General features: G+C 61.9%; 22 protein-coding genes. 5 read left to right on the top strand and 17 right to left on the bottom strand.

Annotation, left to right across the window (positions count from 1 at the left end; translation table 11 throughout):
* Positions 1-120: 120 nt before the first annotated feature.
* Positions 121-1,245, bottom strand: a complete 1,125-nt coding sequence (locus tag AB8A50_RS19765) for a vWA domain-containing protein (RefSeq protein WP_089263489.1) — start codon at positions 1,243-1,245, stop codon at positions 121-123.
* Positions 1,246-1,393: 148 nt separating this feature from the next.
* Between AB8A50_RS19765 and AB8A50_RS19760 the strand changes: the two genes are divergently transcribed.
* Complete coding sequence (locus AB8A50_RS19760; protein WP_439078679.1) at positions 1,394-1,888, top strand: MmcB family DNA repair protein; 495 nt, start codon at positions 1,394-1,396, stop codon at positions 1,886-1,888.
* Between the two features lie 14 nt (positions 1,889-1,902).
* Here the strand turns inward: AB8A50_RS19760 and AB8A50_RS19755 are convergent, their stop codons facing one another.
* Positions 1,903-2,457: an ActR/PrrA/RegA family redox response regulator transcription factor gene (locus AB8A50_RS19755; protein WP_089263491.1), complete on the bottom strand. Its 555-nt coding sequence runs from the start codon at positions 2,455-2,457 to the stop codon at positions 1,903-1,905.
* Between the two features lie 214 nt (positions 2,458-2,671).
* On the opposite strand from AB8A50_RS19755, the gene AB8A50_RS19750 reads away from it, so the two are divergent.
* A complete protein-coding gene (locus tag AB8A50_RS19750) occupies positions 2,672-3,937 on the top strand; it encodes an MFS transporter (protein WP_439078678.1) in 1,266 nt (421 codons plus the stop codon).
* Between the two features lie 76 nt (positions 3,938-4,013).
* Here the strand turns inward: AB8A50_RS19750 and AB8A50_RS19745 are convergent, their stop codons facing one another.
* Positions 4,014-4,529, bottom strand: a complete 516-nt coding sequence (locus AB8A50_RS19745; RefSeq protein WP_439078677.1) for a VOC family protein — start codon at positions 4,527-4,529, stop codon at positions 4,014-4,016.
* Positions 4,530-4,666: 137 nt separating this feature from the next.
* On the bottom strand, positions 4,667-5,212 hold the full coding sequence (locus tag AB8A50_RS19740) for a carboxymuconolactone decarboxylase family protein (protein WP_439078676.1): 546 nt from the start codon (positions 5,210-5,212) through the stop codon (positions 4,667-4,669).
* Positions 5,213-5,384: 172 nt separating this feature from the next.
* Between AB8A50_RS19740 and AB8A50_RS19735 the strand changes: the two genes are divergently transcribed.
* Positions 5,385-6,569 (top strand): acyl-CoA dehydrogenase family protein, encoded by a 1,185-nt coding sequence (locus tag AB8A50_RS19735; RefSeq protein ID WP_439078675.1) that lies wholly within the window; start codon positions 5,385-5,387, stop codon positions 6,567-6,569.
* A gap of 163 nt (positions 6,570-6,732) precedes the next feature.
* Entirely contained in the window at positions 6,733-7,869 is a 1,137-nt protein-coding gene (locus AB8A50_RS19730; protein WP_439078674.1) for an acyl-CoA dehydrogenase family protein, read from the top strand.
* 270 nt (positions 7,870-8,139) lie between these two features.
* On the opposite strand, the gene AB8A50_RS19725 is transcribed toward AB8A50_RS19730, so the two are convergent.
* The 9 genes from AB8A50_RS19725 to AB8A50_RS19685 all read right to left on the bottom strand — a co-directional run bounded on the left by AB8A50_RS19725 (position 8,140) and on the right by AB8A50_RS19685 (position 18,218).
* Positions 8,140-9,180 (bottom strand): amino acid ABC transporter substrate-binding protein, encoded by a 1,041-nt coding sequence (locus AB8A50_RS19725; protein ID WP_086936948.1) that lies wholly within the window; start codon positions 9,178-9,180, stop codon positions 8,140-8,142.
* A gap of 82 nt (positions 9,181-9,262) precedes the next feature.
* Complete coding sequence (locus AB8A50_RS19720; protein ID WP_089263709.1) at positions 9,263-9,865, bottom strand: L,D-transpeptidase; 603 nt, start codon at positions 9,863-9,865, stop codon at positions 9,263-9,265.
* A gap of 160 nt (positions 9,866-10,025) precedes the next feature.
* Entirely contained in the window at positions 10,026-10,175 is a 150-nt protein-coding gene (locus tag AB8A50_RS19715; protein WP_089263496.1) for a DUF2474 domain-containing protein, read from the bottom strand.
* Positions 10,175-11,176, bottom strand: coding sequence for a cytochrome d ubiquinol oxidase subunit II (gene cydB, locus AB8A50_RS19710; protein ID WP_093757616.1), 1,002 nt, complete (start codon positions 11,174-11,176; stop codon positions 10,175-10,177). The genes AB8A50_RS19715 and cydB overlap by 1 nt, the downstream gene beginning before the upstream one ends.
* Positions 11,173-12,582: a cytochrome ubiquinol oxidase subunit I gene (locus AB8A50_RS19705; protein WP_093758177.1), complete on the bottom strand. Its 1,410-nt coding sequence runs from the start codon at positions 12,580-12,582 to the stop codon at positions 11,173-11,175. Before AB8A50_RS19705 ends, cydB begins: the two co-directional genes overlap by 4 nt.
* A gap of 344 nt (positions 12,583-12,926) precedes the next feature.
* Entirely contained in the window at positions 12,927-13,538 is a 612-nt protein-coding gene (locus AB8A50_RS19700) for a sigma-70 family RNA polymerase sigma factor (protein WP_093757615.1), read from the bottom strand.
* Positions 13,539-13,732: 194 nt separating this feature from the next.
* Positions 13,733-14,470 carry a response regulator gene (locus AB8A50_RS19695; RefSeq protein WP_093757614.1) on the bottom strand — a complete coding sequence of 246 codons (738 nt, stop codon included), beginning with the start codon at positions 14,468-14,470 and terminating at the stop codon, positions 13,733-13,735.
* Entirely contained in the window at positions 14,467-16,221 is a 1,755-nt protein-coding gene (locus AB8A50_RS19690) for an ATP-binding response regulator (RefSeq protein WP_439078673.1), read from the bottom strand. The genes AB8A50_RS19695 and AB8A50_RS19690 overlap by 4 nt, the downstream gene beginning before the upstream one ends.
* Positions 16,191-18,218 (bottom strand): sensor histidine kinase, encoded by a 2,028-nt coding sequence (locus AB8A50_RS19685; RefSeq protein WP_244528146.1) that lies wholly within the window; start codon positions 18,216-18,218, stop codon positions 16,191-16,193. The genes AB8A50_RS19690 and AB8A50_RS19685 overlap by 31 nt, the downstream gene beginning before the upstream one ends.
* Positions 18,219-18,637: 419 nt before the next feature.
* Between AB8A50_RS19685 and ugpB the strand changes: the two genes are divergently transcribed.
* Entirely contained in the window at positions 18,638-19,960 is a 1,323-nt protein-coding gene (ugpB, locus tag AB8A50_RS19680; protein WP_439078672.1) for a sn-glycerol-3-phosphate ABC transporter substrate-binding protein UgpB, read from the top strand.
* Between the two features lie 40 nt (positions 19,961-20,000).
* On the opposite strand, the gene AB8A50_RS19675 is transcribed toward ugpB, so the two are convergent.
* The 4 genes from AB8A50_RS19675 to AB8A50_RS19660 all read right to left on the bottom strand — a co-directional run bounded on the left by AB8A50_RS19675 (position 20,001) and on the right by AB8A50_RS19660 (position 24,275).
* On the bottom strand, positions 20,001-20,852 hold the full coding sequence (locus tag AB8A50_RS19675; RefSeq protein WP_439078671.1) for an energy transducer TonB family protein: 852 nt from the start codon (positions 20,850-20,852) through the stop codon (positions 20,001-20,003).
* Positions 20,849-21,286: a TonB system transport protein ExbD gene (gene exbD, locus AB8A50_RS19670; RefSeq protein ID WP_089263503.1), complete on the bottom strand. Its 438-nt coding sequence runs from the start codon at positions 21,284-21,286 to the stop codon at positions 20,849-20,851. The genes AB8A50_RS19675 and exbD overlap by 4 nt, the downstream gene beginning before the upstream one ends.
* Positions 21,287-21,289: 3 nt before the next feature.
* Positions 21,290-22,075 carry a tonB-system energizer ExbB gene (gene exbB / locus AB8A50_RS19665; protein WP_120287491.1) on the bottom strand — a complete coding sequence of 262 codons (786 nt, stop codon included), beginning with the start codon at positions 22,073-22,075 and terminating at the stop codon, positions 21,290-21,292.
* A gap of 130 nt (positions 22,076-22,205) precedes the next feature.
* A complete protein-coding gene (locus tag AB8A50_RS19660; protein WP_439078670.1) occupies positions 22,206-24,275 on the bottom strand; it encodes a TonB-dependent receptor in 2,070 nt (689 codons plus the stop codon).
* Positions 24,276-24,340 lie beyond the last annotated feature (65 nt).

The following is a 24,340-nucleotide window of genomic DNA, read 5'->3' as shown; positions in this document are numbered from 1 at the left end:
AAGGCGGGAGAGGGCTTTCGAGAAAAAGCGCCCCCTCTCCCGTCTCGAGCCGCTACACGGTTCGATCCACCTTCTCCCGCCAGACGCGGCTACGCCGCGCCCGGGGGAGAGGGGAAAAGATCACTTCTTCAACTGCACCTTCAACGTCGCCTCCACCTCGCGATCGAAGGACGACGCCTTGGCCGGCGCCTTGTCGCGCTGGGTCATGAGGTATGCATCGCGCTTGGCCACCAGCGCGGTCAGCTTGTCGTTCAGCGCCTTGCGATCTTTCATCTGCTTGCCGAGTTCATCGGCGCGCTGCTGTGGCGACAATTTGCGAATGGCCTCAGGCAATTCATCTTCCTTCACGCTGTCGAGTTTCTGCTTGCCGGCGGACACGTCGCTGACGAGGTCGCCGCCGCCGGTGACGGCTTCCGACGACACTTTCGCGCGCTTGTTGATGTAGCTTGCCATATCCGTTGCCGAGGCGGGCGCCGCCGCTGCGACTTCCGAGAGCTGTCGTGTCTTGTTCTCGGTGTGCTTCTGCAGTGCGCGGGGGCCGTAAGGGATCACCGTCTTGTTGATGTCGTTCTGCAGGATGATGATCTCTTCGTCATAGGGCGTCTCGATGATGACGATCTGGCCGCCATCCTGCGGGATTGCGATGAAACGGCCGTCGCCGCGCTGGGCAACGTCGCGCCAGACCTTTTCCGTATCGCGGGCAGCGCCTGCGAGAACAGCGTTGACGATGATGTCCTTCTGCTTCGCGACTTCGAGCGTGGTCGTGTATTTCGTGTCCTGCTGATAATCCATATGCGGCGGTGCGTCGCCGACCAGGAAGACGATACGCCTGACATCGTTACCCTTGGTCCATTGCAGCTTGTTGACGGCGACATCGAGCGCCTCGTTGACGCTTTCCGGCCAGTCGCCGCCACCCTGCGCCCGGACCTGCAGCAGGTTGCCATAGAGATCCTGGATGTCGGTGGTGAGGTCGAAGGTCTTGGTCACGTAGTCGTCGCCGATGTCGCGATAGGCGACGAGACCCATGCGGATGTCGGCGTCGGGATTGCTATCGAGGATTGTGGTTGCGATCGACCAGATCTTGCGCTTGGCGCCTTCGATCAGCCCGCTCATGGAACCGGTGGTGTCGAGCACGAAGGCGACTTCGACGGTCGGCTTGGCCTGCGCGGAACCGGCGAAAATCGCTTGCGGCAAAGTTGCGGCAGCCGCGAGCAGAACGACACGACCGAGATGGGCTAAGCTCATGAGATATCTCCGTAATCCGGGCTGCAGCGATGATTTTCGGCGCACGTCGTCGCTTGCGGAAAACTTGCGTCCGGCTTGCGACATGCGTGCGGCAGACTGGCGGGAGACGTGATGTGCGGCCCCGCCGAAATCGGCTAAGTTTGTCGCCATGGAATCGAATGCCGTTCACACGCCCGCGCTGATTTTCGATCGCCGCCAGTCGGAGACGGCGTTGGCCATTGCGCGCGGAACCACAAGGCTGCTGCGGTCGCTGGGATTCTCATGCGTCAGCGAACTATCATTGCCGTCCGGACGGCGTGCGGATCTGGTCGCGCTGAACGAGCGCGGGGATGTCTGGATCGTCGAGATCAAGTCATCGATCGAGGATCTGCGGGCTGATCAGAAATGGCCGGACTACCGCGCGCATTGCGACCGGCTGTTCTTTGCCTTCACGCAGGATCTGCCCTGCGAGATTTTTCCCGCTGACACAGGCCTGATCGTGGCGGATGCCTATGGCGCGCATGTGCATTGCGATGCACCGGAGCATCGTCTGCCGGCGCCGACGCGCAAGGGCATGATGCTGCGCTTCGCGATGACCGCGGCGCACAGATTGAACAGGCTGCACGACCCTCAAGGTCATGCAGCCCTGCCGAACGAAATCTAGCTTTTAAAGAAGGCTCAGCGCGGCGCGCGCTTGGCAAGAATGCGCTGCAGCGTACGGCGATGCATGTTCAGACGACGTGCGGTTTCCGAGACGTTGCGGTTGCACATCTCATAGATGCGCTGGATGTGCTCCCAGCGCACGCGGTCGGCCGACATCGGGTTGTTCGGCAATTCGGACTTGTCATTGTCGATCGCAAGCAGCGCTGCAACGACATCGTCGGCGTCGGCCGGCTTCGACAGATAGTCGACAGCGCCCATCTTCACCGCGGTCACGGCGGTGGCGATATTGCCATAGCCGGTGAGCACGATGGCGCGCGCATCGGGGCGCTGCTGCTTCAGCGCCGACACGACATCGAGGCCGTTGCCGTCACCGAGACGAAGATCGACTACGGCAAAAGCGGGCGCTGATTTGCTGATCTGGGCGAGACCTTCGGAAACGGAGTCGCAGGACGTGACCGTGAAGCCGCGCGTTTCCATCGCACGCGAAAGACGCTCCAGAAACGGCTTGTCGTCCTCCACGATCAGGAGCGAACGGTCGGTCTGTTCAGTCACTTCGGCGAGCGCATTCACGGTTCAAAATCCTCCATATCCAACACGATACCATATGGCGCTGCCGAATGCAGCTGCCAAGGGTGTGAAGATTTGAATGGCTTGATTGTGAAGTTAATCCAAAAGCGTTTTGGCCCGTAAAACGGGTGGTTAATTCTAATCACGGTGGTACATCAGCGCGGCGTGTTGTCGCAGAGCAGCATGATGGACGAAACGTAATGAAAGTAGATCCGGAATGGACGCGACTCCGACTGGGCCGAAGAAGCCCGAGGTAAATGACGAGACATCGGCTCGTTACGACGGCTGGCGTATCGTCGGTGTTTGTTTCCTGCTCGCGACATTCGGCTGGGCGCTCGGCTTCTATGGCCAGAGCGTCTATCTCGCGGAACTTCAGCGCGTGCATGGCTGGCCGGCCTCGACCATCGCAACGGCCACCACGTTTTTCTATCTCGTCGGCGCATTGCTGGTCGCATTCGTGAGCGAAGCGATGCGTGCGCTCGGGCCGCGCAACTGTTTGCTGGCCGGTGTCGGCGTGATGGCTTTCGCAACCATCCTGCTCGGACAAATCACGTCGCCCTGGCAGCTCTATGCGGTGAATGTGCTGCTCGCGTTCGGGTGGGCCGGCACCAGTCTCGGCGCCATCACCAACACGCTTGGACTGTGGTTCGACAAGAAGCGCGGTATGGCCATCAGCCTTGCGCTGAATGGCGCGAGTTTCGGCGGCATCGTCGGAGTGCCTTTACTGGTCGCGGCGAGCAATGCCTTCGGCTTTGGCGGCGCGACTATCGCAGCAGCGATCGCGATGCTTGTGCTGCTCGTCCCGGTGATCATCATCTTCGTCGGCCATCCGCCGCATCGCGCAGCATCCGCCACACCGGACGGTGTTGCCGCTACGGCCAGCGCGCCATCGTCGACACGCATTCGCGCGGAGGCGATGCGCGACGTGGCGTTCCTGACGCTCACTATTGCCTTCGCGTTCGGATTGTTTGCGCAAGTCGGCTTCATCGTGCACTTGATCTCGTTTCTCGATCCGGTGATCGGCCGCGAGCGCGCGGCGGCCGCGGTGTCGCTGCTGACGCTGATGGCGGTGGTTGGCCGCGTGCTGTTCTCGACAGTGATCGACCGGCTCAATCAGCGACTTGCATCGGCGCTGTCGTTTCTCAGTCAGGGCGTCGCGCTCGCCATTGTCATCAACTCGCGCAACGAGGCGCTGTTATTCTTTGCTTGCGCGCTGTTCGGATTCTCGGTCGGCAATCTGATCACGCTGCCGGCGCTGATCGTGCAGCGCGAATTTGCTGCGCGCTCGTTCGGGGTGCTGGTCAGCCTGATTACGGCGGCGACGCAGGTCACTTACGCTTTCGGTCCGGGCATCGTCGGCTGGCTTCGCGATCTTTCGGGCAGTTACGCCGTGCCGTTTTATGTCTGCATGGCGTTGCAGGTGGCCGCGGCCGTGTTGATCATGGTGCGGGGGCGGAAGAGCAAAGCTCTAACCGCATGGTGAGGAGGCGCGTCGCGCCGTCTCGAACCATGAGCTGCTTGGCACATCCTTCGAGACGCCGCGCGAAGGGCGCGGCTCCTCAGGATGAGGACTGAGTTTGTGTCTGCCGCTGCTTCAGCAGCTCCTCAACATCCAGCCGCTTCGTAAACATCGCAATCCCGCCATCGCCACTCCGTGGCCACTCCGCCTCCGGCCGATCCCAATATAACTCGACGCCGTTCTGGTCAGGGTCGCGCAGATACAGCGCTTCGCTGACGCCGTGGTCGCTGGCGCCGTCAAGCTGTATGCCGGCCGAGAGCACGCGGTGTAGCGCGTCGGCCAATGCGGCGCGGGTGGGATACAGGATCGCGGTATGGAAAAGACCTGTCGTGCCGGGCGCCGGCGGCTGGCCGCCCTTGCTCTCCCAGGTGTTAAGGCCGATGTGGTGATGGTAATCGCCGGCGGCGATGAAGACAGCCTGATCGCCATAGCGTTGCTTGACCTGAAAGCCGAGGACGTCGCGGTAAAAGCCGAGCGCCCGGTCGAGATCGGCAACCTTCAGATGAACATGCCCGATCCGCGTGCCTGTGGGGATCGGTAGGGTTTGGTCGGGCATGGGAAACTCCTGAGGGGTATGGCGCTCAGCACGATCTAGTCACGCGATCGCAGGATCGGTAGAGCGTCTTCGCGAAACCCATCGTTTCCAGGAATTGGATTGATGGGTCTCGGGCGCTTTACCCATAGGGGCATCGCCTACGCAAGTTCCGAGACCAGCCCGTCCGGCAGGCCGAACTCGTAGGTGTTCAGCGTCATCGAGACCATGGTGTAGTAGCCGCACAGCCCGATGATCTCGACGAGGCCCTGTGCACCCAAGGTCTCGGTGGCCTCGTCATAGAGCGGCTTGGACAGGCCCTGCGCCTCGTGCAGCGACTTGGCGACGTCATAGACCACCCGCGCCTTCTTCTCGCTGAAGCTCGGCGTACGACGGTTCTTGATGTCTTCGATGATAGCGGGATCGAGGCCGCCGTCGAGCGCCATCTTCTTGTGCGCATACCATTCGAAATGCGCGGTCCAGTGCCTTGCGGTGACGAGGATCGCCAGCTCGGCATGCGCGGGTGTCAGCGTGGTGTCGTAGCGCAGAAACGCGCCGAGGCGGGTCGCGTGCCGGGCCATGTTCGGGCTGGCGAGCCAGGCCATCATCGGCTCCGGCGGGCGTCCGCGCTTGCTGGCGATCGACTCGTCATAGATGGATTTCTGGTCGGGAGACATTTCGCCAGGCGAAAGCCACTTGAGACGCATGTTGTTTCCTCGTGTGTTTTTGCTCGTTGTTCTCCGGCGATACACCGGAATGGCGAGCCTGACTACTTCGGCTTTGCAGCAGGCCATTGAATTCCACGAAGTGGCGAGTAAGCTCCGCCTAACAATATTGCGGATGCTCGGCATCCCGCGCTCAAAACGGATGGAAACGCTGATGTCGGATCTCGATCAATTTCGCAGCGAGACGCGCGCCTGGCTTGAAGCCAATTGCCCGCCGGAGATGCGGAGGCCGATGAGCTCGGACGAGGATACATTCTGGGGCGGACGTAACGCGAAATATTCATCCGAGCCGCAGCGGATCTGGTTCGAACGGATGCGCGACAAGGGCTGGACCGTGCCGCATTGGCCAAAGGAATATGGCGGCGGCGGCCTCGACGGCGAACAGACGAAGATTCTGCGCCAGGAAATGGCTGCGATCTCGGCCCGTCTGCCGCTGGTGTCGTTCGGCATTTCCATGCTCGGGCCGGCGCTGCTGAAATATGGCACCGACGCCCAGAAGCAGGAGCATCTGCCGAAGATCGCCGCGGGCCTGATCCGCTGGTGCCAGGGCTATTCCGAGCCCAATGCCGGCTCCGATCTGGCCTCGTTGCAGACCCGCGCCGAGAGCGACGGCGATGACTATCTCATCACCGGCCAGAAGATCTGGACGTCTTATGCGAACTACGCCGACTGGATCTTCTGCCTGGTGCGCACTGATGCGTCCGGCAAGAAGCATGACGGCATCAGCTTCATCCTATTCGACATGACGTCGAAGGGTGTCTCGACCAAGCCGATCCTGCTGATCTCCGGCAAGTCTCCGTTCTGCGAAACTTTCTTCGATAGCGTCCGCGTGCCGAGGTCGCATGTGCTCGGCACCGTCGATCGCGGCTGGGACGTGGCGAAATACCTGCTGCAGCACGAGCGTGCGATGATCTCTGGCATGGGCGAGCGCGGCGCCGGCCGACCGCTTGGCCAGGTGGCTGCCGACTCCATCGGGGCGGACGAACAGGGCCGCCTCGACGATGCGATGCTGCGCGGACAAATCGCAAGTTTCGAAGTCGATGAAGCTGCATTGGCCTGCGCGGCCGAGCGCGCCGTCGATCTGGGGAAAGCGGGGCAGGCGCATCCAGCGTTTTCGTCGGCGATGAAATATTACGGCACCGAACTCAACAAGCGCCGCCATGAAATCCTGATGTCATCGGGCGGCATCGATGCACTGGAATGGGAAAGCCAGCGCTCGCATGAAGGCGCACGTCCGCGTGCGTGGCTGCGCACCAAGGCGAATTCGATCGAAGGCGGCACCAGCGAGGTGATGCTGGGGATCGTCGCCAAACGCATTCTGGATTTGCCGGGGGCGTGAATTTCACTCTGCCCTCATCCTGAGGAGTGGCCGAAGGCCGCGTCTCGAAGGATGGTGGTGCACTCCATCTCATGGTTCGAGACGGCGCTTCGCGCCTCCTCACCATGAGGACTGAGCTAGGATCAATTTGGTCGCCAGACCGCCTCATCATTGGATCACACCCATGCCTCTCCTCCTTAACGAAGAACAGACCATGCTGCGCGACAGCGCTCGCGGCTTTATCGGCGACAAGGCGCCGGTCAGTCATTTCCGGCAGCTGCGCGATGCCAAGGATGCGACCGGGTTCTCGCGCGACTACTGGCGCGCGTTTTCCGAGATGGGATTTGCCGGATTGCTGGTGCCGGACGCGTTCGGCGGCAGCGGGCTCGGCGCCGTCGAAGCCGGCGTCGTGATGGAAGAGATCGGCCGCACGCTGATGCCGTCGCCATTCTTCTCCACGGCTGTGCTGGGCGTCTCGGCGCTGAATCGGGGCAGCGACGCGCAGAAGTCGGAATACCTGACAAAAATCGCCACTGGCGCGCTGCTGGCGGCGCTGGCCATCGACGAAGGCGCGAAGCATCGTCCGCTGCAAACGGCGATGAAGGCCGCGCGCTCCGGCAATGGCTTCAAGCTGAACGGCGCGAAGGCCTTTGTCGTCGATGGCCACACCGCCGATCTCCTGATCGTCGCGGCGCGCAGTGCAGGTGCGCCGGGTGAGCGCGACGGCCTCACGCTGTTTCTGGTCGATCCGAAGGCCAAGGGTATCGCGCTCGAGCGCACAGCGATGGTGGATTCACACAATGCAGCGCGGATCACATTCGAGAATGTCGAAGTGACTGCCGACAGCGTGCTTGGCGATGTCGATCAGGGCGGCGCATTGCTGGACAGCGTGCTGAATATCGGCCGCGGCGCTGTCGCGGCGGAGATGGTCGGCCTGTCAGACGAAGTGTTCGGCCGCACCGTGACCTATCTCAAGGAGCGCAAGCAGTTCGGCAAACTGATCGGTGAATTCCAGGCGCTGCAGCATCGCGCCGCGCATCTCTATACCGAGATCGAAGTCACCCGCGCGGCCGTGCTGAAGGCGCTGCAACTGATCGACGACGGCGCACCGACGGCGCCGGCCGCGATTGCCGTCGCCAAGGCCAAGGCCGGCACCACGGCGACGCTGGCTGTGCAGGAAGGCGTGCAGATGCATGGCGGCATGGGCATGACCGACCAGTTCGACATCGGCTTCTTCATGAAGCGCGCGCGGGTCTGCCAGGAATTGCTGGGGGACAGCAATTATCACGCGGACCAACTGGCGCGGCTGAAGAATTATTGAGAGCGGGCGCTCTTGACCTCTCCCCGCGCTTTGCGGGGAGAGGTCGCCGCGTCTTCGCGGCGGGTGAGGGGCATGGCAGACGCGCGCCTCATCGGCAGTTCATCGGATCGCTCCGATGATGGGCGCCGAAGCTTCCCGTGGAATTCTTCGATCCGATAGTTGCGAGATGGACGCGGACCTTGTGCCATACCCCTCACCCGCCCCGGCGGCGCTGCGCTCTGCCGGGGCGACCTCTCCCCGCAAAGCGGGGAGAGGTTAGAAAGAAGCAGCCTACCTGATCGGCGGGGCGTATTGGATGCCGCCCGCGCTCCAGATCTGGTTCAACCCGCGCGGGATTTTCAGCTTCGAGCCTTCGCCGATATTGCGGTCATAGACTTCGCCGTAATTGCCGACATGGCGGATGATGCGGGCGGCCCAGTCCTTGGAGAGGCTGAGGTCTTCGCCATAAGCGCCTTCGGTGCCGACCAGACGCATTACGTCGGGCTTCTTGGACTTCAGGGCTTCGTCGATGTTCTTCGAGGTGATGCCAAGCTCTTCGGCATTGATCATGGCGTAGAGCGTCCACTTCACGATCATCATCCAGTCGTCGTCACGCTGGCGCACCACGGGGGCCAGCGGCTCCTTGGAGATGACGTCGGGCAGGATCAGGTGATCGTCGGGCTTGCTCATGGTCAGGCGCAGCGCATAGAGCTGCGACGCATCCGCCGTGAAGGTGTCGCACTGGCCGGAATTATAGGCCTTGAGGACTTCGTCCAGCTTCGGAAATTTCACTTCGGTATATTTGATGTTGTTGCTGCGGAAGTAGTCGGCGAGGTTCAGCACGGTCGTGGTGCCGTCCTGGACGCAGACCTTGCTGCCATCGAGCTCCAGCGCGGAATCGATCTTGCGAGACTTCGGCACCATGAAGCCCTGGCCGTCATAATAGGATACGGCGGGGAAATAGAGATCGTAATTGGTTTCGCGCGACATGCTCCAGGTGGAGTTGCGCGACAGAATATCGACCTTGCGGCTCTGCAGCTCCTTGAAGCGATCCGACGCATCGAGCGGGACGAAGGTCACCTTCTTCGGATCGTTGAAGATCGCGGCGGCGACGGCCCGGCAGAAGTCGACATCGAAGCCAGTCCAGGTGCCTTGCGCATCCGGGGACGAGAAGCCGGGCAGGCCGGTGTTCACGCCGCAGAGTACAGCATCACGTTTGACGGTGCGCTTCAGCGTCTTGGTGTCGTAGCGCTCATAGGTGATCGCAGCCGCAGCCACTGCAGTGGCAACCACCAGGCCGATGGCCAGCCCGGTCGTGAAAGTCCGCTTCATCCCCATGCGAAGTCCGCCCCGTCGTCAGAGAAAAATATGTCAGAGAAAAACTGGATCGAAGAGCTGCGCGGCGAGGCGCAGATCAGATTTCAGGCTTCTGGCGCACGATGACCTTGGTGCCCACCGGGATCCGCTCGTAGAGATCGGCGACATCGGCATTGACCAGCCGGAAGCAGCCGGACGATACGGCGGTGCCGATGGTGTCAGGCCGGTTGGTGCCGTGGATACGATAGACGGTGGCGCCGAGATAGAGCGCGCGGGCGCCGAGCGGATTGCCCGGGCCACCCGCCATGAAGCGTGGCAGATAAGGCTGGCGTGCGATCATTTCCGGCGGCGGCGTCCAGTCCGGCCATTCCGCCTTGCGCGAGATTTTCAAGAGGCCCTGCCACTGGAAGCCGTCGCGGCCGACGCCGATGCCGTAACGCAGCGCGCGACCATTGCCTTGCACCACATAGAGATGGCGTTCGGAAGTCGCGATGATGATGGTGCCTGGCGCCTCGGTGGTGCGGTACAGCACCATCTGCTTCTGGAATTCCGGCTCAAGCTGAACGGAGTCGTCGGCAATTAGCCCGGGCTCGTCGCCGACATCCGGACGCGGTTGCTGGGCGAGGCCTTGCGTGATCGACAACATCAGGCTGGCTGCGGCGACGAGCTGAAAGCCAAGCAGGCGGCGGATGTTGATCATCGCAGGCATCTCCGGTTTCGCGTCCGATATTCTGTATCATCCCAGCCAAATCACGGGAACCATGAAATCAACGGGCATGGCGACAGTCCGCGGGCGGACGTCGTGAATCGCCCGCATATTTGCCGTTCGCGGGTGACGATTTGATTAAAGGTCACCGCGTCTATTTCGGTGCGATCCACAGTCGCAGCACGTAGCTGACGAGGGTCACACTGGCGACGCCGCCCAGCCACAGCGCAACAAACCACAACAGGCGCTGCATCAGCGGGCGCTTGCCCAAAGAGCCGGGCTTTTGCTGCGATGCAGGTGTCATCAGTGATAGCCCGCGCCGGCGCGAACCTTGCCACGAAACACGTAATAGGCCCAGGCGGTGTAGCCGAGGATGATGGGAACCAGCACGGCGACGCCGTAGCTCATGAAATGCAGGCTGTTGTCGGGCGACGCGGCCTGCCAGATGGTGATGCTGCGCGGCACGATATAGGGCCACATGCTGATGCCCAATCCCGCATAGGACAGCGCGAACAGCGCCAGCGACAGGAAGAACGGCCGGTAATCCTGTTTGGCCGCGAGGCTTCGCATCAAGAGCGCTGTGATGGCAGCAACCGCGATCGGCACCGGCGCCGTCAGGATGATGTTGGGCCAGGCGAACCAGCGCCGCGCATATTCGGCATCCAGAAATGGCGTCGCGATGCTGACGAGACCGATGGCGGCGAGCATGGCGAATAGCAGCCACCAGCTCAGCCGATAGGCCTGATCGCGCAACGCGCCTTCGGTCTTCAACACCAGCCAGGTGGCACCGAGCAGGCCGTATCCGGCCATCAGTGCGAGGCCGGTCAGGACGCTGAACGGTGTCAGCCAGTCCCACCAGCCGCCGCCATAGTGGCGACCGTTGACAACGATGCCTTGCAGGATCGCGCCGAGCGCCACGCCCTGCGCCAGGGTGGCCATCAGCGATCCGCCGGCAAAGGCGATGTCCCACAGATTGCGCTCGCGCGTGGTGCGCCAGCGGAATTCGAAGGCGACGCCGCGAAACACCAGCCCCAGCAGCATCACGATCACCGGCGTATAGAGCGCCGGCATCAGCACCGCATAGGCCAGCGGAAACGCCGCCATCAGCCCTCCGCCGCCGAGCACTAGCCAGGTCTCGTTGCCGTCCCAGACCGGGGCGACCGAGTTCATCATGACGTCACGGTCTTCCTTCTTCGGGAACAGTGGAAACAGCATGCCGAGGCCGAGATCGAAGCCGTCCATCACGACATAGACGAACACGGCAAAGGCGATGATGAAGGCCCAGACGACCGCGATATCGATCATGACGCGTGCCCCGATGCGGTTGCACCCACAGCCGGGGTAATGCCCGCCGCACGACTCGGCACGTTGCCGGCCGGGCCTTGCTCATCATGATGGGGTGGCGCGGCCATGAGCCGGAGCAGATAGATCGTGCCGGCGGCGAACACCAGGAAATAGACGATGGCGAAGGCGATCAGCGACGACGCAACGGCTGGCGCCGCCAGCGGCGAGACCGAGTCGCTGGTGCGCAGCAGGCCGAACACCGTGAACGGTTGCCGCCCCGTTTCGGTGGTGACCCAGCCGGCTAGCACGGCGATGAAGCCGGCCGGGCCCATCGCGAGCGCAAAGCTGTGAAGCAAGCGCGACTCATAGAACTTGCCGCGGAAGCGCATGAAGAGGCTCAGCAGTCCCAGCCCCAGCATCAGAAAGCCGATGCCGACCATGATGCGGAACGACCAGAAGGTCACCGGCACCGGCGGCCAGTTTTCGCGCGGAACAGTATCGAGCCCGGCCATCGGCGCATTGAGATCATGCTTCAGGATCAGCGATCCGAGCTTGGGTATCTCGATGGCGTAGTTCACTTTGCCTTCGGCCTGGCTCGGGAGACCGAACAGGATCAGCGGCGCGCCATGGGGATGGCTCTCGAAATGGCCTTCCATGGCCATGATCTTGGTTGGCTGGTGCTCAAGCGTGTTGAGGCCGTGCTGATCGCCGGCAAGAATCTGCAGTGGCGCGACCAATGTGGCCATCCACATCGCCATAGAGAACATCACGCGCGGGCCGGGCAGGCGCGTATCTTTGAGCAGGTGCCAGGCACCGACCGCGCCGACCACGAAAGCCGTGGTGAGATAGGCCGCCAGCACCATATGCACGAGACGATACGGGAAGGACGGATTGAAAATCACCTTCCACCAGTCGGCCGCAACGAACTGGCCGGCAGCATTGATGCTGTAGCCGGCCGGCGTCTGCATCCAGGAATTCGCCGAGAGAATCCAGAACGCCGAAAACAACGTGCCGATCGCGACCATCAGCGTAGCGAAGAAATGCAGCCTTGGACCGACGCGCTTGAGTCCGAACAGCATGACGCCGAGAAAACCTGCTTCGAGAAAGAAGGCGGTGAGGACTTCATAGGCCATCAGCGGGCCGATGATCGGTCCTGCCTTGTCGGAGAAGGCCGACCAGTTGGTGCCGAACTGGTAGGACATCACGATGCCCGAGACCACGCCCATGCCGAAGGCAACGGCGAAGATCTTGAGCCAGTAATTGAACAGGTTGAGGAAGACGTCGCGCCCAGTCCACAACCAGAGCGCTTCGAGCACGGCGAGATAGCTCGCGAGCCCGATGGAGAACGCGGGAAAGATGATGTGAAATGACATCGTGAACGCAAATTGCGCTCGGGCTAGTATGACAGGGTCAAAGCCTTCGAACATCTGCATCCGTCCATGTGTAGTCTGGACGTGTTCTATCATGCAGAGCGCGCGGGCGAAACTGCGCGTGGTCTTTGTTAGTTGGCCGCCCGGATTCGGCAACGTCTTGAAAAGGCTGTCCATCTGCCCACATTGGCGTTCGCCGTTGGACTCGTAGACAATTTGTCCAATTTTGTCAGATGTATTGCGCAGGTCGATGCGGAAGTTCGTGCGTCCGCCGACGATGACAAAGCCGTAGCTCCAAACAGAATACGACCCGGAAGGGGGCATCCCGTCCGGGTCGCTGGAGGTGGGGAGGTTTACGCGAACTGACGTCTGGAACGTTGGAGCAAAAGGAACGCGGCAGATTACGCTGCGATACTGTCGATGCCGGCGGTCTTCAAGAGATCGGCGAGCTGCTTGCGGGCGTAGAACATGCGGGTCTTCACCGTCGACGCGGGGATGCCGATCAGGCCGGCGACCTCTTCCACTGACTTCTCATGATAGTAGACGAGGTTGACGATCTCGCGATGCGCCGGCGACAGCTTGGCGACACAGGCCCGGAGGATGGCGCTGGTGCGGCTGCGATCGAGCGATGCCTCAGGTGTATCGGCCTGGTCGGCGATTTCCATGACATCGTCCTGGTCGATGTCTTCATATTTACGCTGGCGTAGCGCGGTCAGTGCCTTGAAGCGTGCGATCGACAACAGCCATGTGGAGACCTGCGAGCGGCCTTCGAACTGGCTGGCGGTCCGCCACACATCGAGGAACACCTGGCTGACCAGATCTTCAGCCGCCGACGTATCACGCAGCATGCGGAGAACGAAGCGATAGACCCGCACATTGTGCCGGGCATAAAGCGTGTGCATCGCCGTCCGGTCACCGCTGGCGATATTCTCCAGCAGCATCTCGTCCGAGGTGGCGCGGGCCGTAATGATACCCTGCTGACCGGCGGCATTGAGGGCGATGACGTTCTGCATGACTAACTCCCGTAAGAGACCGCGTTGCGGCTTCGTTGGGAGGATTGTTAAGGAGCCCCGGTTTCAGGGCGTCTGCTTCAAAAGCGGAAAATGGTTTCATGGAACCGGAGAATTGTTTCATCGCACGGTTAGCGACGAAACATTCAGGGGTGAAATGCGTGCAACTTGAATGAGATAGATTCCAAAAGGGGTGCTCAGGCCTTCTCGCCCGCCGGGGAGAACAAATAGCCCCCGCCGCGAATTGTACGGATCACGGCGGGCTTTGTCGGATCGGGTTCGATTTTGCGGCGGATTCGCATGATCCGCAGGTCAACCGCCCGGTCGAAAGCCTCGGCATCCCGGGCATTGGCCAGTTCGAGCAGCCGTTCGCGCGAGAGCACGCGCTTCGGATTGGCGGCGAATACCTTGAGCAGGCCAAATTCGGAGGCCGTCAGCGGATGTTCGTTGCCTTCGTCGTCACGCAAGGCCTGCGCTTCCAGGTCGAGCCATTTCGTGCCGAAGCGCACGAGATGGTCCTTGTTCTCCTTGGCAGGCGTTGCATCTGCTGCTGCTCCTTTCACCGGCGTGCTTCGGCGCAAGACCGAGCGGATGCGCGCCATCAATTCGCGGAGTTCGCAGGGCTTGGCGATGTAATCGTCGGCGCCGAGTTCGAGGCCGACGACACGGTCGATCGGGCTCGCGGTGGCGGTGAGCATGATCACCGGCACATTGATGCGGCTCTTGAGGTCACGGATGATCGAGAGCCCGTCTTCCTCGGGCATGTTGAGGTCGAGCACCACGAGATCCGGCACCTTGGTCTCGATCTCGCTGCGCAGGCTCTTGCCGCCGTCGCACAGGGTTACGGCAAAGCCGTGCATCTTGAGATAGTCGCCCACCATCTCACGGGCGGGCGCTTCGTCGTCGACGATAACGATATGCGGGCTCTGGCTCATGACAGGCCCTCACTGGTGGCTGGCAGCAGGATGGTGAAGGTGGCGCCCTGGCCTGGGCCAGGACTATGTGCGTTCACCTCGCCGCCATGCATGTCGATGATGCGTTTGACGATCGACAGGCCGAGGCCGGTCGAGCTTTCGCCGCCGGTCGGCTTGGCTGACAGCCTCTGGAAACGGCCAAACAGGCGGTCGAGATCCTCCGGCGACAGGCCGGGACCTTCGTCGCTGATGCTGATGCGGACATAATCGGCGTCGCCCATGATCAGTAGCGCGATCTTGCCGCCGATCGGGCTGTATTTGATGGCGTTGCTGACGAGGTTGTCGATGGCTTCGCGCATCCGGTCGGCGTCGCACATGGTGAGATCGTGGTGAGCCGGCGCGGAGACGGAGAGATCCTGCTGCTTGTTCACCGCAGACGGCCGGTTCGCTTCCGCGACGTCCCGGACCAGCGTCGCCAGATCGACCGGCTCGCGGCGGATGGTGATATCGAAGGCGTCCGCCATGGCGTCGGAGATCAGGTGATCGACCATCGAGGTCAGTCGCTTGGTGGCGTCACGGATGTGATCGACCTGCGCGGCGATATTTTCCTTCGGCGATCCCGCGGATATCAGCTCGGTCAGCATCTCGGTGCGACCGAGGATCACGCCGAGTGGATTCTTCAGGTCATGGGCGACGGTGCCCAGAATCTCGTTCTTGAAGCCGTTGGCGCGCTGCAGCCGCAGCCACTGCGCGGAAAGCCGGCGATTAGCCTGCATGAGGGCGCGGGTGCGTTGCGCCACGCGGTCTTCCAACTGCGTATTGGCCTCGTGCAGTTGCTGGTAGAGGATCACGTTGTCGAAGGCGATCGACAATCGGCTGCCGAAGATCTCCACCAGCGAGCGGTCTGTCTCCGACAATTGCCGCTCCGCCTGCAGCAGCACGACAACCTCACGGCCGCTGCCGGTGCGGATGTAGAGCGCCGTCCGATGGTCGGCGAAATCATGCTTGCGGCGCTTGAAGGCCTCTTCGACCATCAGGCGCAGGTCCGGGTCGAGCGACTGCGCGGTGGCGGTACCCATGAAGCGGCTGTAGCAGCCGGATCCGGCGAGGACGGCATAGTCGTCGCCGACAACGCCGCCATCGCGCAGCACCAGAATGCCGGCGCAATCCACATTCAGCAGCGAGGCAATCTGGGTCAGCACGCCTTCGGCAAGCCGCTGCATTGACTTGAAATCATAGAGCGTCGAGGCTGCGTCGATGATGATTTCGAGGCCGCGCCGCGTCTGCACCATGCGTTCGAGCTGCTGATAGCTGCGCAGTGCCGCGGTCAGCGAGGTGAACAGCTTGTCGGCGGTCAGTTCGGTCTTCGCCTTGTAATCGTTGATGTCGTAGTCGACGATGACGCGGCGCTCCGGCGCCTGGCCGGGTTGGCCGGTGCGCAGGATGATACGAACGGTTTCGTTGTGCAGTTCGTTGCGGATGAACTCGACCAGTTCGAGGCCGGCTGCGTCGGTCTCCATGATGACGTCGAGCAACACGGCCGCGATATCCGTATGCTCGCGCATCAGGGCCTGGCCTTCGGCAGCGGAATAGGCCGACAGGATTTCCAGCGACTGGCCGTTCAGGGTGTAATCGCTCAGCGCGAAGCGCGTGCCCTCATGCACGGCCTGGTCATCGTCGATGACCGCGATCTTCCATTTTCGGTTATTGGATTCTTCCGGGACATCACCGGAGTCTTCAATCAGGTAGAGGACATCGTCCTGGTCGGCCATTGCGTAGTCCCGTCAAATGATCCGGCGGCGCCAGTGGCGGCCCGCGGCATGATAATGCGAAATGTCGTGCCTTGTCCCAATCTTGACTCCAGCATCATCCGGCCACCCAGTTGCTGGGTTACCAGATTGTACACGATGTGGAGGCCAAGGCCGGTGCCGCCTTCGTTGCGGCGCGTGGTGAAAAACGGGTCGAAAGCCTGTCGCTGGACGTCCGGGCTCATGCCCGCGCCGTTGTCGGAGAAGCTGATCTCGATATCGTCGGTGCCGCGCGGCTTGGCGGTGATGGCAATGGCGCCGGGCTTGCCGTCCGGGAATGCGTGATTGGCCGCATTCAGGAACAGATTGGTCAGGATCTGGCCGTAGGAACCGGGATAGCCATCGATCATCAGCCCGTCCGGCACGTCGACTGTCAACGTGATCGGAGCCTTCTTCAGGACGGGGCGCAGGCTGGCGATGATCTGATCGGTGGCCTCGGAGAGGCTGAATTGCCGCCGTTCAGCGTGGGACCGATCGACGGCGACCTGTTTGAAGGACTGAATAAGCTCGCCGGCGCGATGCAGGTTGGCGACCAGTTGCTGCGCCGCATCGCGTGACGTCTTGACGAATTCTTCCAGTTGCGAGCGCCGCAGTGGGGCATTGGAGCGCAGCTCGGCCTCGAACATTTCCGAGCGCCGGGCGAAGCTCGATGCCACGGTGAGGCTGATGCCGATCGGGTTATTGACCTCGTGGGCCACGCCGGCGACCAGACCGCCAAGTGCGGCCAGCCGTTCGGCGTCGATCAAATTCTGCTGTGCGGCATTTAGTTCGAGCAAGGCGCTCTCGGCCTTCTCCTTCGACGCGCGCAGCTCGTTCTCCGCTTCGCGCTTGGCGACGGCGTTCTCACGGAACACCTCGACCGCGCGGGCCATGGCGCCAACCTCGTCCTTGGCGGCGGTGCCCTGCACCTTGCGATCATAGTCGCCCGAGGTGATCGCGCGCATCGAGGCCATGATCTGCTGCAGCGGCAGGCGGATGCTCAGCGCGATGATGATGCCTGCGGTGATGATCAGCCCGAGGAATGCCGTGGCGATGACCATGACATTGCGGGAGATCGCCGTCAGCGTGCGGTCGAAAGTGGCCTGCGCGGACTGCTCGCGCTGGCGCATCTTAACGGACAGGCCATCGATCGCAGCAATCGTGTCGGCCTGGCTGGCATCGATCGAATTGCGCAGCAGGTCCGTGCGGCTGGAGAGTTGTTCGGACAGTTTTGCGAGCCCCTGGCGGAGGGCAACTGAGCGTCCCTTGAGCCGCTGCAACGCAATACGCTGCAGATCATTGTCGGCGAGGTCGGTCATGACCGGGATAGTACGCTCGATCGTCTCGGTGTTGCGGCGTGCATCTTCGGCCGAGGCGGATGCCAGCGACAGATAATAGGCGTTGGCGGCGACCAGCATCGCGGTGAATGCCTCACGCGACTTGCCGAGTGCCGGCCAGATCAGCGCGTCGCGCTGGCCGGTGGCGCCCTCGATGATGGAGTACAGTCCCGCCATGTCCTTGGCAGGCCCAAGCACCTGTTCTTCGTAGGTCTTGGCAATGGTGGTTTGAAGCGTCCGCAATTCACCGAAGCCGCTAAGGAAGCGTTCGGTGACGCGCTCCAGCTCGGCGACCGAGCCTGACAGCATGGGGTCGGTCGAGGCACGGGTATTCAGTGTCCCAAGCACAGCCTCGCGCAGCAGCAGGATTTCGGCGAACAGTTCGGGGCTGGGCTGATTGATATAACGATGGATCAGGTTCTGCAGCCGGCCGGTCTCGCTCTCGAGCAGGGCAAGAACCTGATCGGACTGCCGGACCTGGCGCACGTCGTCCCAGGCGGAGGACAACACCCGCGAGCCGCTCCAGATCAATCCCGCCAGGACGAGGACGACCGCCGAGTTCAGGGCTGCGATGGACAAAATGCGCCAGCGGATCGGAATCGCACGGACAGCCGCGACGAGGCCGGTCCGGCCTCGCGCCGCCAGCTCGTCCTGTCCTTCAGAAACTCCGTTGTGCGGGCTCGTCACCACAGGTGTGTCATTCGGCCTTGCGAAAGGTTCAATCGGTGAGACAGCCGTGCGTCGCAACCCGGCAATTCGTTTTTTCTAGTCTGAAACAGTTTCGTTGAGGTTGCGAGACAGTTCAATGTAGCAAATACAGGCGGTGCTGGCTATTAACCTGCAACAACTGGTTGAACTGGCGCAGTCCCGATTGAACCGAACGCCGCGAAGTCGCAACAGAGTGCTGCGGCAGATCGCGTCCGGTGAATGCCACCGTGCGGGGCGATTTCGATCAAAACTATAATGGAATCATTATTTTATTGGGCGGCGGAAGCTTTGGCCTCCCAACAAGAATGATTAGCACAGCAGGCCGGCAGCCGACGGCGTTGTAAGGGCAGAATGAAATGAAGTTGAAGGCGGCGCTCGGATATCTCGCGCTCGTGATGACAGTCAGCCAGACGGCGACGCCCGCACGCGCCACCGACATTCAGTGGTGGCACGCGATGTCCGGAGAACTCGGGCGGCACGTTGAAAAGCTGGCCGCGGATTTCAACGCCACGCAGACGGGCTATCGCATCGTTCCGGTCTACAAGGGCAACTATACCGAGACCGTCACGGCGGCGATCTTTGCCTTCCGGTCCCGGAGCCAGCCGGCCATCGTCCAGGTCAACGAAATCGCGACGGCCACCATGATGGCCGCCAAAGGCGCAACCTATCCCGTCTATGAGCTGATGCGCGATCAGGCGGAGGCGTTCAATCCGTCAGCCTATCTGCCAGCCATTACGGGCTACTACACCGACATGGCCGGCAACATGCTGTCCTTCCCGTTCAATGCGTCGACGCCGATCCTTTACTACAACAAGGATCTGTTCCGTGCCGCTGGGCTCAATCCGGACGAGCCGCCGCGGACATGGCCGGAACTCGGCGCAGCTGCCAAGCGATTGCGGACGGCAGGTGCGGTTTGCGGCTTCACCACGGCCTGGCCGTCATGGATCAATGTCGAGAACTTCTCGGCATTCCACAACATTCCGGTGGCGAACAAGTCCAATGGCCTTGGCGGGTTGGATGCCGTGCTCACCTTCAACAATCCGCTGATGGTGCGGCATATTACGCAACTCGCCGAATGGCAGAAGACCAAGGTCTTCGACTACAGCGGTCGTGCGACAGCAGCTGAGCCACGCTTTCAGAAGAGCGAATGCGGGATTTTTCTGGGCTCGTCAGGCACCCGCGCCGACATTCTCGCCAATGCAAAATTCGAGGTCGGCTATGGCCTGATGCCCTACTGGCCGGATGTCACGGCAGCGCCCCAGAATTCGATCATCGGCGGCGCAACGCTCTGGGTACTGCGCGATCGCCCGCGCGAAGAATATAAGGGCATCGCGAAGTTCTTTGCGTTTCTTTCGCAGCCCGAAGTGCAGGCGACCTGGCATCAGAAGACGGGTTACCTGCCGATCACGCGCGCCGCTTATGAACTCACGCGCCAGCAGGGTTTTTACGACCGCAACCCTGGCACCGTGAAATCCATCGAGCAGATCACGCTCAAAGCACCGACGGAAAATTCGAAGGGATTGCGCCTTGGTTCGTTCACGCTGATCCGTGACGCCATCGAGGATGAGCTGGAGCAGGCATTCAGCGGCAAGAAGCCTGCGCAGGAGGCCCTCGACGCTGCAGCAGAGCGCGGTAACAAACTGCTGCGCCAGTTCGAGCGCGCCAATCCGGTGCAGTGATATCTGCCCGGTCGCGGCGCGTCACGATCTTCGGCTGTTGCTAACGAAGGTCGTATCGCAGTGGAACATTGAACGCCTCCGTACCACCGGTCTTCTCCGGCGGAAATGCCGGGAATGGCTGCGCGCGACGAACCATGGCGAGCGTTTCGGCATCGAGCGCTTGATTTCCCGACGATCCCAGGAGGCGAGAAGACAGCACGCGACCGCTGCGATCGAGTGTAAAGGCGATCCTGACGACTGCTGTGCCTGACTGACCGGTGCGTGCACTCTGGGGAAATTGCTTGAAGCGCTGCAAGTGTGATTGAACGAGCTGATTGTAAGACGCAGACGCTGCCCTCGAGGCACCGGCCGCTGCAGCCGATGCTGCAGGCGCAATGCGTTCTGCGCGCGGTGCTGCGGTGGTCTGCGGCGCTGCTGGCGTATCGTTGGGCTTCTTCTTGACCTCGGCGCGTATCGGCTTCGGCTTGGGCTTTTCCGGCACCGGCTTTGGCGGATCGGGAATGATCTTGGCGGGCTCGGGCGGGGGCGGCGTCGGCTCGGTCTTCTGCTCGGGCGGCGCTTCGACGACCGGTTTCTCCATCAATGGCGTCGGCGGGATCTGTTCTTCGACCTGCTTCTGCTGAACCGGCTCGGGCGGTGGCTCGGACGGCGCTTCCGCTTGCTGCATCTCGGGGCCGGGCGCGATATCCAGTGGTTGCGTTTCAGGCGCGGCGGTGGCGGGCGCCATGTCGATCATGATGGTGGGCATCGTAACGCCCGGCGGGTTCGGTTGATGGTACCACCAGATGCCTGCGGCGATCAGGCCGGCATGGATCGCGACGATAGCGATCGCCGACCCGGTCCAGCGAAGACCGACGCTGTCGGTCGGCGCATGTAGCGCAAAGACGTTCATGGCGCGGAGGTTCGTCCGTCGAGGCCGACCAGTGCGATTTTGAGGTAGCCTGCGTTGCGCAGCAGGTTCATCACTTCCATCAGATCGCCATAGCTCACGACCTTGTCCGCGCGCAGGAAGATGCGCTCGTCCTTGTTGTTCTTGGTCGCAGCATCCAGCGTGCCGCTCAGCGTATCGCGCGGGATGATGTCTTCGCCGACGGCGATCGTCAGGTCAGGTTTGACGGTGACGAAGACCGGCTTGTCGGGACGCGGCTGCGGTTCTACGGCGCTTGCCGGCAGATCGACACCGAGATCGACCGTTGCAAGCGGCGCCGCCACCATGAAGATGATCAGCAGAACCAGCATCACGTCAATGAAAGGCGTCACATTGATTTCGTGGTTGACCTCGAGGTCGTCACCGCCGCCTGAGCGTCCACCTAATCTTGCAGCCATGATCTATTCCGCCGCCCGCGAGATCGGCATTCCGCGACGGCCGTGATCGCGGCTCATCAGCAGCATGACCTGTGCGGAGGCATCGCCGAGTAGCGCACGGTAAGTCGTGATGTTGCGAACGAGCTGGTTATAGATCACCACGGCCGGAATGGCTGCGACAAGACCGAGTGCTGTCGCGAGCAAGGCTTCTGCGATGCCCGGCGCGACGACGGCGAGGTTGGTGGTCTTGGTTTCCGAAATGCCGATGAAGGCGTTCATAATGCCCCAGACGGTTCCAAACAGGCCGACAAAGGGTGCAGTCGCACCAATCGTTGCGACGACGCCGATGCCGCGGGAAATCCGGCGCGACATCGCCTGTTCGACGCGCTCAAGTCGAAGCGCAATGCGCTCCTTGAAGCCGTCATCGAACAGTCCATGGGAGAGGGCAGTCTCGCGCACCGCCGAATGAATGAGCTGGGCCACGGGATCGCGGGCATTGGCGCTATCGCGCTCGACCTGGGCTAGCGTCGTGTCGCTTTCCAGTATATCGAGCCGCCGTTTGGCGGACCGCGTTTCGCGGTTGAGTTCGATGGTCTTTGCGAGCCAGACCGTCCAGGTCACCAGCGAGGCGATGGCAAGCCCGATCATCACGGCCTTCACCACGATGTCGGCATTCATGAACATGCCCCATGGGGACAGATTATGCGGAAGCAACGCTTCCGTGGTCGCAGCGACAGCAAACTGCGGAACCGCCGCCGTTCCGCCAACCGCCAGGAATACAGTTGCGATGGGAGACCAGGATCTTGTCATAGGGGCTGCATTCCGTCGGTCGAAGTTTGCAATGGGAGATGATGGCGAAGAATACCTTCGCATGTGAACGATGTCGCCCTCTGGAGGCCGAGTTGAGGCCCAAACTGGAGCGATTCCAAGGTCATTGGGCTCAAAATCTCATACTCGTGAAGAGCCGCACGCCGCGTCCGGGCTGCAACACCTCCGCCTTCTTGAAGGAGATGTGGTTGCGGACCTGTTCGTCGAGCAGATTGTCTCCGGTGACGCCGAAGGTGATGTCGCGCAGGCCGCCGTCGACCTTCGCGAATGTGTGGGTATAGCTCACCTCAGCCTTCAGCAGATTGTAGCCGGCCGTCGAAGTTTCATTGAGTGCAATATCGTTCTGTGTGAACGCGTGGAGCACGCCCAGGCGCGCATACCATTCGGCGCTGCGCCACCAGACGCCGCCGCCCACGCGCATCGGTGCGATGCGCGGAACATTGCTGCCATCGGCAAAGGTCGCGCGGACCACGTCGAACTGGGTGTCGATCCCGAGCATGCCGTCGCTGAGCGGCGTCACATCGAGTTGTGCCATCAACTCGGCGCCGCGGAAGTTCGCATCTCGCTGACCGTAGGCCACTTGCAGCAGTGGGCCGGTCGCGCCGCAGCTTGCGAAAGTGTCGGTGCAGAAGTTGCCGGTCACCTGCTTGAAGATGAAATCGAGATAGCGCGTGTAGTAGAGACTCGCCTCGAAGCGAAGCTGGCCGCTGCTGCGTTTCAGGCCGACTTCGACCGACTCTGCGGTTTCGATTTTCAGATCCGGATTGCCGATGACGAAGGTGCCGGATGCGCCGTCAGAGCCGCGCGAATAAAGCTCAGGCGCGGCAGGCGCGCGCTGCGCACGCTGTACGCTCAGATTGGCAACCATGTCCCAGGGCAGTGATTTCAGCAGTCCGAAGCTGAAGCTCTTCGGGGTGAAATCGCGTGTCGCTGCGGTCTCGGAAAATGTGTCGGGTGGTGGCAGGAAATTGCTGGGGAAGATTGGCGCCATGCCGGAGACTGATAGGCTCTCGATACGGCCTGCGGCCTGGAATTTGAGTGTGTCCGAGAGCTGCAATTGCTCGAACACGAAGCCTGCGACCGTGTCCGTATTGGTGGGAGCGAGCAGCCCGCCGAGCAGGCCTGCAGTGCCGAGCTTGCGGTTGCTGGCCTGTACGCCCCAGCTTCCGGTCAATGCGCCGAGCGGTGTTGCGACCGCGGCGTGGTCCAGTTCGAAGCGGCCTTCGATTTCCTTGTTGGTGATGGTGTTCTGCAGGCCATCGACACCATTGCTGCCGATGCCGAGCTCGCCATGCTTGTAGTCGCTGACGCCGAACGTATAGCGGATCGCTGCGATGCCGTCGGTTGGCGCGCGCCATTCGCCCTTGCTGGTCACCTTGGTCTGTTCGAGATCGATGCGAGTCCGCGACGCGGATTCGGCGATGCCGGGGATATGATACAGGCTGGTGATGTGCTGGATCGCGGTGCCGATATAGCCGCCGTCGAAGATGTAGGAGCTGCCGACCGACTGGCCTTCCGAGCGCAGCCTTGTATTGGCCTGCACGCCGCCGCCGGGAATTCTGTAATCGCCGGCGCTGCGGCCGAAGGCATCGACGTGAATGGCGACATTGTTGCCTGACGCATCGATGCTGGCCGCACCGTCGATGCTGCTATCCACCGAGGAGCCGCCACCCTTGATGCGCGCGCTGAAATTGTCCGGCACGAGATTTTCCGGAATACGATTGTTGCTGGCGTTGACGACGCCGCCGATGGCTTGATTGCCATAGCGCAGCGTTGCGGGACCGCGGATCACCTCGATCTTGTCGGCGGAGAGCGGGTCCACCGGGACCTGATGGTCCTGGCTGAAATCCGAGGCGTCCTGGCTGCCGATGCCGTTCTCCTGAATGCGAACGCGATAGTCGTCGAGGCCGCGGATATTCGGCCTGCTCGCGCCCGGCGCAAAGGTCGATGCGGCAACGCCCGGCTGGGTGGCCAGCAGGTCGGCGATGGAGGCGGAGGTCGTGCGCTGCAGGGCGTCACCCGTGAGCAGAGTGGTGGACTGGAAGCCGTCTGCTTCCTTCTGCCGCTCGGCACTGACCACGATTTCCGACAGCGTTTGCCCCTCCTGGGCCTTCGCCTCTCCAATCCAGATTGATGAGAGGCACGCTGCTCCCGTGATCGACGCCCACAACCTCAAACTCACGCCATTCCCCAAGGTTACTGATCTGATGCGAATGCTAATGCGAACTATTCGCAATAAGGAGGCGG

This window comes from Tardiphaga sp. 841_E9_N1_2, assembly GCF_051811065.1.
Taxonomy (GTDB): Bacteria; Pseudomonadota; Alphaproteobacteria; order Rhizobiales; family Xanthobacteraceae; genus Tardiphaga; species Tardiphaga robiniae.
This window is presented reverse-complemented; position numbering and strand designations above follow the sequence as displayed.